The sequence below is a fragment of the Bythopirellula sp. genome, from assembly GCF_041737835.1.
Lineage (GTDB): Bacteria > Planctomycetota > Planctomycetia > Pirellulales > Lacipirellulaceae > Bythopirellula.
The window spans coordinates 96,484-110,094 of sequence record NZ_JBGSQY010000031.1; the positions used below are offsets into that span (position 1 = coordinate 96,484).

At 54.5% G+C, this 13,611-nt stretch carries 14 protein-coding genes; 11 read left to right on the forward strand and 3 right to left on the reverse strand.

The window, feature by feature from the left end; all coding sequences use genetic code 11:
• Positions 1-227: 227 nt before the first annotated feature.
• Positions 228-836: a 30S ribosomal protein S4 gene (gene rpsD, locus AC6T8Q_RS09785; RefSeq protein WP_500678900.1), complete on the reverse strand. Its 609-nt coding sequence runs from the start codon at positions 834-836 to the stop codon at positions 228-230.
• 62 nt (positions 837-898) lie between these two features.
• The gene (locus AC6T8Q_RS09790; protein ID WP_500678901.1) at positions 899-1,642 is read right to left on the reverse strand and encodes a hypothetical protein; all 744 of its coding nucleotides are present in this window, start codon (positions 1,640-1,642) and stop codon (positions 899-901) included.
• A gap of 401 nt (positions 1,643-2,043) precedes the next feature.
• Between AC6T8Q_RS09790 and hemP the strand changes: the two genes are divergently transcribed.
• From hemP to AC6T8Q_RS09835, 9 genes are all read left to right on the forward strand, one after another.
• The gene (hemP, locus tag AC6T8Q_RS09795) at positions 2,044-2,214 is read left to right on the forward strand and encodes a hemin uptake protein HemP (RefSeq protein WP_500678902.1); all 171 of its coding nucleotides are present in this window, start codon (positions 2,044-2,046) and stop codon (positions 2,212-2,214) included.
• A 386-nt stretch (positions 2,215-2,600) separates the two neighbouring features.
• Positions 2,601-3,017 carry a hypothetical protein gene (locus AC6T8Q_RS09800; protein ID WP_500678903.1) on the forward strand — a complete coding sequence of 139 codons (417 nt, stop codon included), beginning with the start codon at positions 2,601-2,603 and terminating at the stop codon, positions 3,015-3,017.
• Positions 3,018-3,170: 153 nt separating this feature from the next.
• Positions 3,171-4,253: a UDP-3-O-(3-hydroxymyristoyl)glucosamine N-acyltransferase gene (gene lpxD / locus AC6T8Q_RS09805; protein ID WP_500678904.1), complete on the forward strand. Its 1,083-nt coding sequence runs from the start codon at positions 3,171-3,173 to the stop codon at positions 4,251-4,253.
• Between the two features lie 14 nt (positions 4,254-4,267).
• On the forward strand, positions 4,268-5,176 hold the full coding sequence (locus tag AC6T8Q_RS09810) for an LpxI family protein (RefSeq protein ID WP_500678905.1): 909 nt from the start codon (positions 4,268-4,270) through the stop codon (positions 5,174-5,176).
• Between the two features lie 430 nt (positions 5,177-5,606).
• Complete coding sequence (locus tag AC6T8Q_RS09815; protein ID WP_500678906.1) at positions 5,607-6,563, forward strand: sigma-54 interaction domain-containing protein; 957 nt, start codon at positions 5,607-5,609, stop codon at positions 6,561-6,563.
• 485 nt (positions 6,564-7,048) lie between these two features.
• Complete coding sequence (locus tag AC6T8Q_RS09820) at positions 7,049-7,228, forward strand: hypothetical protein (RefSeq protein WP_496920150.1); 180 nt, start codon at positions 7,049-7,051, stop codon at positions 7,226-7,228.
• A 281-nt stretch (positions 7,229-7,509) separates the two neighbouring features.
• Entirely contained in the window at positions 7,510-8,013 is a 504-nt protein-coding gene (locus AC6T8Q_RS09825) for a hypothetical protein (RefSeq protein ID WP_500678907.1), read from the forward strand.
• A gap of 96 nt (positions 8,014-8,109) precedes the next feature.
• On the forward strand, positions 8,110-8,316 hold the full coding sequence (locus tag AC6T8Q_RS09830; RefSeq protein ID WP_496920148.1) for a hypothetical protein: 207 nt from the start codon (positions 8,110-8,112) through the stop codon (positions 8,314-8,316).
• Positions 8,317-8,403: 87 nt separating this feature from the next.
• Positions 8,404-9,258 carry a hypothetical protein gene (locus AC6T8Q_RS09835; protein WP_500678908.1) on the forward strand — a complete coding sequence of 285 codons (855 nt, stop codon included), beginning with the start codon at positions 8,404-8,406 and terminating at the stop codon, positions 9,256-9,258.
• Between the two features lie 44 nt (positions 9,259-9,302).
• Here the strand turns inward: AC6T8Q_RS09835 and trpC are convergent, their stop codons facing one another.
• Positions 9,303-10,088 carry an indole-3-glycerol phosphate synthase TrpC gene (gene trpC / locus AC6T8Q_RS09840; RefSeq protein ID WP_500678909.1) on the reverse strand — a complete coding sequence of 262 codons (786 nt, stop codon included), beginning with the start codon at positions 10,086-10,088 and terminating at the stop codon, positions 9,303-9,305.
• A gap of 245 nt (positions 10,089-10,333) precedes the next feature.
• Here trpC and AC6T8Q_RS09845 point away from each other — a divergent pair, with 245 nt between their 5' ends.
• Positions 10,334-10,936 carry an RNA polymerase sigma factor gene (locus AC6T8Q_RS09845; protein WP_500678910.1) on the forward strand — a complete coding sequence of 201 codons (603 nt, stop codon included), beginning with the start codon at positions 10,334-10,336 and terminating at the stop codon, positions 10,934-10,936.
• Positions 10,937-10,966: 30 nt separating this feature from the next.
• Entirely contained in the window at positions 10,967-13,588 is a 2,622-nt protein-coding gene (locus tag AC6T8Q_RS09850) for a DUF1549 domain-containing protein (RefSeq protein WP_500678911.1), read from the forward strand.
• Positions 13,589-13,611 lie beyond the last annotated feature (23 nt).

Genomic DNA, 13,611 nt, shown 5'->3' on the forward strand with positions numbered 1-13,611 from the left:
AGTCATTAGCAGCAATACTTCAGAGGCAGGGTCCTTTCTCAAGTTCAGATTTCATGGCGATAAACCTTTGAAAACTCGTTCTATATGTCATCCCGAGGTGAGTTCCAGGAGCCGAGGGATCTGGTTCGAACACTCTTGCGCGTTGAGAACACGTAAGACTTGAATCTAGAATCTTTCCGCCTCCGACGGACCTAGGCTCCCTCTGAATGACTTGTGGAGTAAATCTACTATCTCGACAACAACTCGATCACGAGGCCCACGTCGACGGGTAGGGTGATGTCGGCCACCGTGGGCAATCGCAATACCGTGATCTGCAAATTCTCGACGTCGACGGCAAGCCAATCGGCGTTCTCCCCTTCTCCACTGGCGAACAGCTCACGATACATATCTACGAGCTGCCCTTTGCGTTTCACGTGAATGACGTCGCCCGCTTGAACCAACGCCGAAGCGATATCCGTCCGGCGGCCATTCAGTAAGAAGTGGCCGTGGCCGACCCCTTGGCGAGCTTGCGGACGGGTTTTCGCAAAGCCCGCCAAGCGGACGACGCTGTCGAGCCGCCGCTCGCATAAGAGCAGCAAATTTTCTCCGGTGTTGCCGGCTTGCCGTTGAGCCTTGTCATAAAGCCGATGTAGCTGCTTCTCGCCGAGGCCGTAGTAGTATTTGATCTTTTGCTTCTCGCGCATCGACTCCCCGTACTTGGAGAGCTTACGTGGGGCCGGTGTCATACCGGGCGGTTGCGGGCGTCGATCTGTGGCCCGCATGGCGCCTGCGCTTTCAAAGATCATGCCCCCCAAGCGGCGATTGATGCGAGCCTTAGGTCCCGTATATCGCGACATAATATTTCCTCAATTGTTCGTTAGCCGGCATCGTCCCGATGCCGTGTTGGTAATGCTTTTAATTAAGCCCCAGGCCACTCACCCGCGAGCACCTTCAACCGATTGCGACAATCGTTCGCGCGATCGTCGTGACCCGCGGCTTCAAAAATATGTTGCATGAGCGTCAGACAACGGATGCAGGAAAACTCGTCCGAGTCGACCGCTACCAACAGCGCGGCCCCGTCGTTGCTTTGGCCCGTTTCATGGAGCAGCCAAGCAAGCGTAATTCGGCAGTCCTTGTCTTCCGGAGCCAAATGATGAGCGCGAAACAGCGTCGGCAAAATGCGTTCGACCGGCATGTGCAATCGTCGCATGTAGTGCACGATCCCTTTGAGCGGCTCGGGATTATCAGGCATGCGCTTCGCCGCTGTCCGACAAATGGCAAGCGCGTGTTGATATTCGCCGTAGCGGCCCAACCCAGCGGCCAGGGGTTCCATCAATTCGTCATCCAACGAATCGAGGGTTGCCACGTGGCGGTAAATCGCTCCGGCGGCTTCACGATATCCCAGTGCGTCGTAGCACTTGGCGAGCACCAGTTGTCCCCGCGCGGAAAGCGGGATCATGATGCTGGCTTGTTCGATCGCCGCACGGGCAAGCTCGGTGTCGTCGATCGCAAACGGCAAGACCCCCAACAGTTCCCAGAGCTTGGCGGCATGGGGCCGCTCTTCCAGGTGTTCCTGAAGCTCATCAATCGCTTGACGAGTTTGCCCGGCCTTGTGGAGGTCCACCGCCCGGCGACTAAGATCACAACTTTGTTTCGTGGACATGCGCGGCGAATCCTTTCACAGGGAGAGCAGCGAGAGAACGTGCATGGCCGACCGACAGGACTGGCGTCAGAACGAAGGTGGTCCGCCTGAGAATCGTAGCGGGCGAACACGGAGCCCTTGCGGTAGCAAACCCAATCAGAAACAGCCAGCGACACAGTTTTCTCTCCAAACACACGGTTTTTTGCCGCCGATTTGCATCTGGCGGGCATCACGTGGCTGGCTGGAATAAAAACCTAGCTGGCTGCGTTTATCTAGATTTATACTTGATAGTGAGTATCAATAGCATTATCTTAATGCTTCTCGGAGCGCTCGCAAGGAGCTACTCACTAGATTTCAGAATTTTTTTGGGACACAGCCGCAGCTTGTGGCATTGTCTAACGCCCACCAATCACGGGAAAGATATGACAACCGATCAGAAGCCTGAATCAGCTCCCAAGTCGGAGGCCGTAGCCGTCCGCGAGATCGGCTCAGCTGAGATCTTCCAGGGCGAGCGAACCATTGTGATTACCCATGAAGGTGTGCAGTATCGTTTGTACATCACGCGCAACAACAAACTGATCCTGCATAAATGAGATCAAGAAGTGGCCAAAGATCTTTGTCGAAATTGGCCGCTCGATGTGGTAAAAGGGACCGTTGACCGTATGACTGTAGAGAAAATCTACAGTCTACTGTCCATCGTCCACAGTCCTTCACCGAGCTTTGCAACAATTGGAGGGCCGCAAACCAAACAAACCTCGCCAAGCTGGCAAACCTGAAAAGCAACGCAGTGCAAATAGAAATTATTCGTGTGATTCGTTTTATTCGTGGTTTCAATTTTTCATGAATTGGAAATCGCGAATAAACCCTGCCAACTTGGAAGAGTTGGACAAGTTGGAAATCTTGAATTGGCAACGGAGTCGCTCGCAGCTTAGCGTCTGTGTCCGTAGACAAATTGTTTGCCATCGTGCAAAGTGTGAGGATGATCCGCGTTTTCTTCCCACAGATTTTTGCCGAAGGAGCGAGCCCCCAGTGGCCCGACGGAATCGATGCTTCGCTCACTGTCACGGTGCTGGCGCTGATGTTCGGTATTCCGCTGTTGGGTTACGTGGCGATGGTAATTGATTTTCGACGTTACTTGCGTTCACTCCGTCGGGCGCTGGTGGTCGTTTCGCAAGCCATGCCCGTCGTGCCGTACTGGGCGTTGATGCAACGACCAGCCTGCTTGCGGGCGTTAGGTTTGGAATTGCCGGTCACCGAGGAAGAAGTGCTGGCCGCCTATCGCGAACAGGCGAAGTCGATGCATCCCGACCGTGGGGGCGATTTGCAGGAGTTTCTGCGGTTGCAGAAGCATTTCGAGCAAGCCATGCACATTGCCCAAAGACAGCAGGTCCAATAACGCTTGCTAGCATGTGATCTGATCTTGCGAGTTGGATGGGGCTGGAGATAGTATCCGGCATCTCTCCGCCGTGACCCTTATCTTACTGGGTGGAGTGCAGGCACGCTGGCAGTCAGGACGACGGCCACGATATTCAGGGGAAAGGATGCCACTATGCCGACCACGCTCGCCGAATTGGCGACACTTGTCGGAGGCCGCTTGTGCGGCGCTGATTCGATCGCGGCCGAGGCCGTTGTGATTCGTGGAGCTGCGATTCTCGACGTGGCTCATGAGGGCGAAATCACGCTGGTCGATCACGCCGATCGCGCGCCACATTGGCAAAAGTCGGTGGCCGCCGCGGCGATCGTTCCCCATGATTTTCCAACTGGCGAGAAAACAACCATCGTTGTGGATGACGTCCACGCGGCGTTTACGAAAGTGGTGAATCATTTTCGCCCCCGACGAACAAAACGACGGGCAGGAATCAGTGGGGCAGCTTGGATCAGTGAATCCGCTCAGTTGGGCGAGGACGTCGAAGTACATCCCGGCGCGTCGATTGGCGATGACGTGGTGATCGGCGACGGCGTAACAATTCACTCCGGCGCGCGAATCATGGCCGGCTGCGTGATCGGTCGTTGCACGACGATTTTTCCGAACGTCGTGCTGTACGAAGACACACAAGTCGGTGAGCGGGCGATCCTGCATGCTGGCGCCGTGATCGGCGCGTATGGATTCGGCTACAAGCAAGTCGATGGTTCGCACAGGATTTCGGCACAACTTGGTTATGTCATCTTAGGCAACGACGTGGAAATCGGCGCTTGCGCAACCGTGGATCGTGGCACTTATGGTGCGACCACGATTGGCGACGGTACGAAGATCGATAACTTGGTCCAGGTCGCGCATAACTGCCGACTTGGCAAACACAACTTGATTTGCGGGCAGGTCGGTATCGCGGGCAGCACGACCACCGGAGATTACGTCGTGATGGCGGGACAAGTCGGCGTCCGAGATCACGTTCATATCGGGCAAGGGGCCGTGCTCTGCTCGATGGCCGGCATTTCCAACAATGTTCCCGACGGCGAAATCATGCTGGGCCAACCGGCGACTTCCCTACGGCGGCAGAAACTACAAATGGCGGCGATCGCGAAACTACCGGAAATGCGACGGGAGTTTCGCCATTTGCAACAGCAGCTGAACGCATTGCAAAAACAAAAGGGCCCTGAAAACCAATTAACACCAGACGAACAAGCGGCTTAAGTTTGTAAGACACCATGCCTTTCCGTTTGCACAAACAAGAAACCGATTTGCTCACCGATGACCAACGGCCATTGGCCGTCATTGCCGGTTGGGGCAACTATCCTTTGGCCGTAGCCGAGGCATTGAAGAAACAAAATCGGCGGATCGTGGGAATCGGCATCATAGATCACGCCGATCCGAAGCTGGCCGATTACTGCGAGCAGTTTGATTGGATCGGCATCGGCGGCATTGGCAAAGCGATACGGCTGTGCAAACGTTGGGGAGCGCAGCAGGCCATCATGGCTGGTAAGTTGCATAAGGTCATGTACTACCAACCCAATTGGTGGATCAAACATCGTCCCGATTGGAAATGTCTGAAAGCCTTCTATCCGCAATTGCTCGGCTTTGCCGACCGCAAGGACGACACATTACTTAGCGCGCTAGTGAATGCCTTTGCTGCCGAGGGGATTGCGTTTCAGAATGTGGCTGACATTGCGCCGAAATTACTCGTGCAAGCAGGACACATCGCCGGGAAACCACTTACTGCCAAACAACATAAAGACGTCGAGTTCGGCTGGCAGATCGCCAAGGCTATTGGCGGCCTCGATATCGGTCAAAGCGTATGCATTAAAGATCAAACCGTGATTGCGGTGGAAGCTATCGAAGGAACCGACCTCTGCATTCGCCGAGCGGGCGAGCTTTGCACGGCAGGTGGCATGACAATCGTGAAAGTGGCCAAGCCGTCACAAGATATGCGCTTTGATGTCCCCACAGTAGGACTTAAAACTTTGGAGTCAATTGCCACTGCGGGGGGGAAAGTGTTGGCCATCGAGGCCGGTAAGACAATCCTGCTCGACCAACAGGAATTCATTGCAGCAGCGCGTCGGCTGAATGTTTCGGTAGTGGCTTTGGACGAGGCACAAGTTGCCCGCCTGGCTGCTTGAAATAGCGAAATATCGCACTTTCCCGTGGGAAGGAATTTCCACACTCTTGCCGGTTCTTCCGGTGGTAAGCCCTATACTTGCTATTTTCCACTAGCGAACATTTTTCATAAGTCATTTATCACAAAGACCTTGCATCAAAAAGGCAGTTGCCTGCACAACCCCACCGTCCTGCCCAAATTCGTAGTCTTTCTCAACACGAAATCTTTGAGCAATCGGAAAGTTGCGTTTATAATGAGGAGCTGAGACAAGGGGTAATGGGCCAAGTATCTCGGTCTCGTTTTGCTACTATTTTACTTACTCTTTTCATGGGCTGGGTCGCCAGTGAGTTAATCACAGATCGGATTCCTACGCAGGAACAGCGCGTGGAAACCGACGGGGCTTTTCGTCGGCGGATGTAACTGCATCCGTCTGGAGCTGAGAAATGGCAACTATGTATTCGTCCTCTCTGGAGAATTTGGCGTCGTTGGCGCCTGAAGATCCGGCGAGCCTTCTGCTGGGGCGAGATCCATCGGTCAATCGCCTTGCGCACCACGCCGAGCGCGCTGCTCAAGTGGAATGCACAGTCTTAATTACCGGGGAAACCGGTACGGGCAAAGAAGTTTGGGCCCGACTGCTGCATCGCGTGGGTCCACGACACAACAAAGCATTCGTGCCCGTCAATTGCGCCGCGCTAACGGCCACTTTGGCGGAAAGCCAACTTTTTGGCCATGAAAAAGGGGCATTTACTGGTGCAGCCGGGGAAAGCCTTGGTGTGTTCCGCGCCGCACAAAATGGCGTCGTCTTTCTCGACGAAGTTGGCGATATGCCACTGGAATTGCAACCTAAACTGTTGAGGGTTCTGCAAGAAGGTGAAGTGACACCCGTGGGCGCGGCTCGCCCTCTGAATATCGATGTGCAAATTATCGCTGCCACGAATCGCAACCTGGAGCGAGACGTAGAAGAAGGCCGATTCCGTGAAGACCTCTATTATCGGCTCAATCTCGTCGAATTGCGTATGCCGGCACTACGCGACCGTGTGGAAGATATCCCCAGTTTTATCAACTATTTCTCGAAGAAATTCGCTGCTCGTTACGATCAACCAGCCTGGGAACCCAGCCCTGAAATGCTGCGGCGATTCTGCGAATACCGTTGGCCAGGCAACATCCGCCAATTGGGCTTTGTGATTGAGCAAAGCTACGTTTTGCAATGCGAACCGATGCTTCCAGGCGTGCCCGAGCAGAACGATCGCAATATGCAGCTTCCCTTCACCAATCTGGGGAGGCTCCGCCAAGTTGCGGTGGAGCAAGCACTTCGCACAACGTGTGGCCACAAAGGCCGTGCTGCGGAACTACTGGGAGTTCATCCCAACACGCTCACGCGAATCCTTGCTCAAATTGAGGAAGAGTAGATTAATACCATAAGATATGACGCATACAGAGCCGCTCCTTCGGGGGCGGCTTTTTTTATTGGCCCTCTGCGCTTGGAAGTCTCAAGACTTCCTCACCTTTTTGGTGGCGTTTTCACAAATTGGTGAATCATTGACAAACCTCTTTAATCATAGCGTGCATCAGTTGTGACGCTGATTTCTTCTCACCAATACAGTGAATCGCCCTTTTCAGGTTGCTGTCGCTCGTGTTCTTCGTAAGTGCTAACTCATACGACACTTAGCATTGATGATAGCTCGCATGCTTAATTGGGCACGGCACTAGCTAAGTAAATGTTCGCCTTACAGCGCACGCGTTGTAAGGAAGGGTCGGCCTCTGTCGACTCGGGTGCGCCAGCTTGTCGCTGGCAGCACGGCAAGAGACGTTTGTCACCGAATATGGTGACGGGTGTTTTGGCTGATCGTCACGTCACAGGTCACGATCTCGCCTAGCTCAAGGAGACATGCGAATGAGCAACATGCAATCTTACGAAGCGTTGGCAGCAGACTACAGCACTGACAATTTTCGTCGTAGCGAGCCAATTAAGGCGAGCCGGCAACAATCCCCGACCCAAGGTCGGCGTCGTGGCAAAGGTCCTCAGTCCGTAAACGGCATTCATCGTCGTCGTCGTCGGAAGATTAGTTGGTAACGATCATCTCGTTGGTTTGAGCATGCACGTGATGGCGACATTGTCGTCAGAGTGTGCATGCGGCGGTAAAGCTGTACTCGTCGCTTACCGTAAAAGTTTGGATTGATTAAGAGACATTATGCGCCGGCGCCGTTTGCGTCAGTTGGACATAAACCTCTTGAATGGTCGTGTGTGTTGTCAAAGCAATGCTACGTCCGTGGTTTTTGATTTGATTTTTAGGGCAGCCTGTGATGTCGAACACCGTGAGTTACTCAACAAACATGTGCCTGGAAACATAGTCCGTGGAAACTGTCTCACAAACGCCTATCGCCAGACTGACGTTACCTGAAGGTAAGACCAATGCGCCTCCGCGCACGCTTGTTTTGCCCGATCTATTGCGTTGTCTGGTACTGACCTGGTCCGAAGGACGCGCAGAGTTGCTGCGTTCCGCGGCTTCGAACGAATCTTGGCAAGCAACGGTCAATATCGATGTTCGAGAGTTTCTGCGGAATCTGTATGTGCTACGTGTCCCCTTGACGTTTGTGGATTTGCCCAACGCTGATACGAGCAGCTATGCCTTGCTGAAGGAGGCCGCTCAACGGACATCAGAGCTTGGTAACTCATTGGTTGTTATTTGCGGATTAGGCGGGAATCCGGCTGAAGAAATTTGGGCTCGCCAGTTGGGTGCCTGGGCTTATCTGCCGGGTGACAACGGTTTGGCAGGCTTGGAACTTGTCTTTGGTGATGCCCGTAAGGCTGTGGCGAATCAAGCGCTCGTGAATGTCGAACTTGATGGCTATCGCTGACGAGTCACCAACAAGTATGACCTCGCAGAAATGAATAGGTTTTAGCTCTGAGTCGTGTGATCAACTCCCCTTACACCGTCGTGAGCACTGACAGACATGATCAAGAAACAAATGAGCGAACAGGAAGAAACCGCAGCGGAATACACGAACGGATCGATCGCCCGACCGGCGCGGCTCCGTCGTGAAGCGAAAACAGGAACTCTGCGGGCTCATAGCAAGCGCCGCACGGTAACGCGCGGCCGCAGAAAAAACACCGTCGTAGGTGGCATACACCTGCGTGGAGATAAGCGCACTTTGCGCTGATGTAACTGAAAGTGAAGTATCGACGCAACCAACAAGGCATTGCCGTGGGCGGGTCGCGACGACAGTTTTTGCCATGGAGTTTGCTCCGTGGCGAAAACCGAAATTGGAGATAGATCATTGCATAACGTACTAACAACTGCTTGGAGTTCTATGATGGCATCACTCAGGGTCCCGTTCGGTCAACTACAGTCCTCGCCTTTTCGACGAGGTAGCTTGTCTCTGCTTATCGCCTTGGTGATAACGTCTTTAAGTTCCGTGGTATCGGCGGATATTATTCACAGCAATGTGAATGGTAGTTCGGTATGGTTCACGAACATTAAAGAAGGATCACCCACTGGTGACCCCTTGCCGTTGTATGATCAGCCCTTCTCGGTTCAAGATGTTCTGGTCTTTGCTCCAACCGGCGGATTCTCAGCAACCTCGGCCGGTGGCGGCACTCCCGATCAAACCGACGGTAAACTGTCGTTCATTATCGAGGCCAAACCAGGTCAAACAATTGGTACGATCAAGGTCGATGAATCGGGCGTCACGAGGCTTACGGCTCCCTTTGGTGGCGATGCCTTCACTTCGGTTCTGGCTTATGCCGATATCAAGGTCTTAGAAGTTGGCGGCTCTGTCGTGAATTCGCCCACGACGAACCACTTTTTTACCTTTTCGCCGAGTGACTCTTTCTTGTTTTCCGCCTTGGCGACTGGACCTACTTATGCCTCTTCGTGGCAAGGTGCGCTATCTGTCGCCATGCCTGCTAATGTGACCAAAGTTCTCGTTTCTTTGGATAACATCTTGACCGCTTCAACAACAGGCATTGGAACGACGGCTCTTATCGACAAAAAATCTTTCAGCGTATCGGTGGTACCGGTCGGCCCAGAAGTTCCTGAACCAGGAACATTCATGCTTGGTGCAATCGCCTTTGGCGGAGTATTTCTCACGCGGAAGCGCTAAAGAATTAACGAAGGTCGTCAGACCCTCGAAGCTATAAACAAGGCTCAGCGGCCGAGCAATTCGTCGACCGCTGAGCCTATGTTTTTTTGCCTCATAAGCGATTCGCCGACGAGAATCGCATTCACGCCCCCCGCTTCCAGTCGTACGGCATCGGCGCGATTCTTGATGCCGCTCTCACCCACGAGCACGCAATCTGGGGGGACTTCTCGACGCAGACGCAATGTATGTTCGAGATCGACCTCAAACGTGTGCAGGTTGCGGTTGTTGACGCCGATTAAATTGGCCCCCGCCTCAAGCACGCGCGGCAAATTCGCCGGTTCGTAGAGCTCAACGAGCGGCGTCATCTCGAGTTCCAACGTCTCGTTGAAAAGTTTGCGTAAGTTGCAGTCGTCCAGACACTCGGCAATTAAGAGAACGGCATCGGCTCCCGCGGCACGGGCTTCCAATATCTGGTAAGAATCGATGATAAAGTCTTTCCGCAGTACCGGGATACCGACCGCCGCACGCACGGCACGCAGATAGTCGAGGCTGCCTTGAAAATAAGGCACGTCCGTCAGAACGCTGAGGCACGAGGCGCCGTGCTGTTCATAGATTTGAGCGATCGCCACGGGATCGAAGTCAGCCCGAATCAGCCCCACTGAAGGGCTCGCTTTTTTGACCTCGGCGATGAGCCTGATTGGGCCGTCCGCCGCGAGTGGCGCGAAAAAATCTCTTACGGGCGGGGAATCGGCAATTTGGGCCTTGAGTTCCGAATCCGCAAGCTGCGCACGGGCGGCGAGCACCTCTTGATGCTTGGTGGCGACGATTTTCTCCAATATTGTGCTGCTCATAGAGCAATTTTAGCTAGCCGACCGCAATTTCGACAGGCTTCGACAGCTGTCGCGACTAGCCTAATCCGCCAAATTTCCGCGACTGAGTGATTTCGCTCGCAGGAACGACTATCTTGGCAGTTAGCAGGACGGGACCGCCAAGACCCGGCGGACCTGTCCGAAATAACCTTGTCCTTCGACCAGGCGAGTGAACTGGCTAACCGCGATTTTGGCCGTTGGCAACAACGGCCCACTGAGGTGCGAGTTTGACCGACGCTGAACTACTGCGTGCGGCGCGAAATGATAACGCCGAGGCTTGGTGTGCGCTTTACACGCGCTATCTGCCTTTGGCATGGCGCTATGCGTACGCCCAGGTTCAAGACGTACATGTGGCCGAGGACGTGGTGAGCGACACAATGTTAGCTCTGCTCAAGAACATTCATCAAATCGAAGCCGATGCGGCCCATATCGCCGCTTGGTTGCGGTCAGTCGTTCGCAACAAAGTGGCCGACCACCATCGCCAATCGTTTCGGCTTAAAGATCGATTGGAAAAAATCGGCCGCGATCCGTCGTCGGAATGTTTCGCCAGTTCGCCCGCGGGGGCACTTGAAACGGCTGAAACTCGCAAGCAAGTCATCGAAATTCTGGAGCGGCTTGGACCCAAGCAGCGCCTGATTCTCGAATTGAAGTATGCCGAAGGGCTACGCGTCCGTGAAATCGCCGAACGATTGAATGAAACAGAAAAGGGGATCGAAGCCTCACTCTACCGTGCCCGGCGCGAGTTTCGCCGGTACTACGAATTGAGTGAACGGGAACTTCCCGTCAACGGGGTGGCCAGCTTGCCGCCGGTTCAACTTCCCCTAACCTAAGCGATCAACAGCCAAAGATTTGGTGTCGGTATGAATACAGGACATGAACAATTCGAAGATGAGGCCAGCCAACGGCGGGTCGAGCAGTTGCTGAGAACCACGTTCGCCGCGCCCCCGATGTCGGCCGACTTTGTCAACCGGATCTCGCAGCAGCTCGATCGCGAGTTCGCTTTTTCGAGTTCGGAAGTCAATGGCGTAGCTCATGCGGAACCCGCCACGATTCCTTTATCTCAGGCGGCCACAAAACGGCGTTCGACTCTGCGAATCTTCGGCACGGCCGTCGCCGCTGCGACGCTTTTGGTCGCCGTGGGGCTGTGGAGTGATCGGCCTGCTTATGGTTGGGCCGCGATGATCCAAGCGCTCGAAGGTTGCGACTGGGTGCAAGCGATCTCGCACTCGCAGGCCAATGACGGCGCGCAAGCGGCCATCGGCTGGTTTTCGCAATCGGCGCAGGTGGCTGCGCACGAAGAAGGTCAAGCACGGGTCTATCTTAATTTCCAAACCAATACGGCGGAGAACTTTGATCCCGCGGACCAAACGATCTATCAGCACGGACTCACTGAACCATCCCAACTCTCAGGTGAGTTCCTGGCCTTGCTGTTAGGGATGAAGGAACTGCCGTCAGCGCTCGCCAATGTTGATGCCACGAATTTGGAGGTCGTCGAGGAATCATGGCGCGAGGTTCTCGAAGAGAACGACAAATTCATCGAATTGCAGGTCACTCTGCGGCAGAAGAACAAGGGATTACTTCGCCTAGTTTTCTTGCTTGATTCGGAAACGCAACTTCCCGTGAGTGGCCGGGTGCTTGATGAGCGCCAACGAGCAAAGAAATCGTTGGAGTTCTCGTATCCGCAACAGGGACCCGATTCGATTTTCGCATTGGGCGTGCCTCGGGAAGCCAAAGTTGTTGTAGCAAGTCTTGCGAAGCCGGTGGCAGTGGCCTTGGCTGGGGTCGAACAGCCGGAGTCAGCTGTTGTGGTCGAGGAGTTGGTTGTCGCGGCTGGACCTGAATCACCAACCGCGCAACCAACGACCGACACGCCCAGTCAGTCGACCACTCCCGCCGTTGCGACGGAAGAACGGGTTGCCTCCAACACGCCTGCTCTGAAATTCAAAGCCGCGGCACCGCTCGCCAAGCCGCTCGAAGAACAGGAGTTGGTGACGCAAATTAACACGCGGCTGGCCGACTTCTGGCAGGCTCAAGGAATTCGCCCCGCGGCACCGGCATCCGACGCCGAATTCTTGCGCCGTGTGTATCTCGACCTCACCGGTCGGATTCCCATGGTGAGCGAAGTTTACGCCTTTATGGACGATCCTGGTGCTGATCGCCGGGAGCGTTTGGTGGATGACTTACTCGCGCGCCGCGATCATGCCACTCATCTGGCTGCCGTTTGGCGAGCCGTGCTGCTCCCCGAGGGAGTTGACCTTAATCTTTATGGCGGCACGAACAAATTTGACGCTTGGCTGGCCGATCGCTTCGGGCAAAACCTGCCCTATGACGAAATCGTGCGACAACTTTTGCTGGCCGAAGGCCGCGTGAGCGAATCGGGCCCCATTCTGTTCTATGCCTCGTTGAAATTAAATCCCGAAGAATTGGCTGCCAAGACTTCGCGAGTCTTTCTCGGAACCCGTATGGAATGTGCCCAGTGCCATGACCATCCGTTTGACGACCGCATTGCCCAAACCGATTTCTGGGGTTTCGCGGCACATTTCGCTCAGATCTCGCGGCCCCAAGGAAAGATGGAAATGACTTCGCCCGTCTTGCGGGTGCATGACAACCATCATGGCGAAGTGATGCTACCAGATACGGAAACCGTGATCGCTCCTCACTTGCCTGGCAAAGAGACAACCGCATCCACAGAAAAAACTTCCGAGGGAACTGACCTTTCTCGACGACGGCAGTTGGTCGATTGGCTTACCAATCAGAATAACGACCTGTTTGCGCGTGCGGCCGTGAATCGTGTCTGGCAGCAACTGTTCGGTCGAGGTTTGGTTGATCCCGTCGACGACATGCGGCCTGACAATCCGGCAGTCTGTCCCGAGGTGTTGGATTTGCTCACCCGTGATTTCGCCGCCAGTGGTTTTGATCTGCGGCGTTTGCTGCGGGCTTTGGTGCTCACCGATGCCTATCAACTCTCGAGCGGTTCGCCCCAGGACGAGCCATCGCAAGCACTTTGTTTTGCTCGGATGAATATGAAGAACTTCACCGCGGATCAGCTGTTCGACTGTATCGCCGTGGCGACGAGAAATGAAGGGATGCTGGGGAATGCACCCGACGGAGCACTAGCACGCACCGAAAATATGAGTCGCCAGGCCTTCATCGAACAATTCCGTGCAGCGGGAGAAAATCGCACCGAGTATCAAGCGGGGGTTCCTCAGGCTCTCACCCTGATGCACGGTTCGGTCGTGCATGGCGCGACGGATTTGAAAAGCAGTGGCCTACTCAAATCTTTGAACGCTCCTTTCTTCACCGACGAACAGCGACTCGACACGTTGTTCTTAGCAACGCTCTCTCGACAACCAGAACCAACGGAACGAGCAAAGCTGCTTGACTATCTTGAGAGTGCCAATAACGCGGACGAGCGGCTCGCGATTTTGGGCGACGTTCTCTGGGCGCTGCTCAACAGTGCAGAGTTTACTTTTATTCACTGATAGGAATCTGTGGCTGAGGTCTG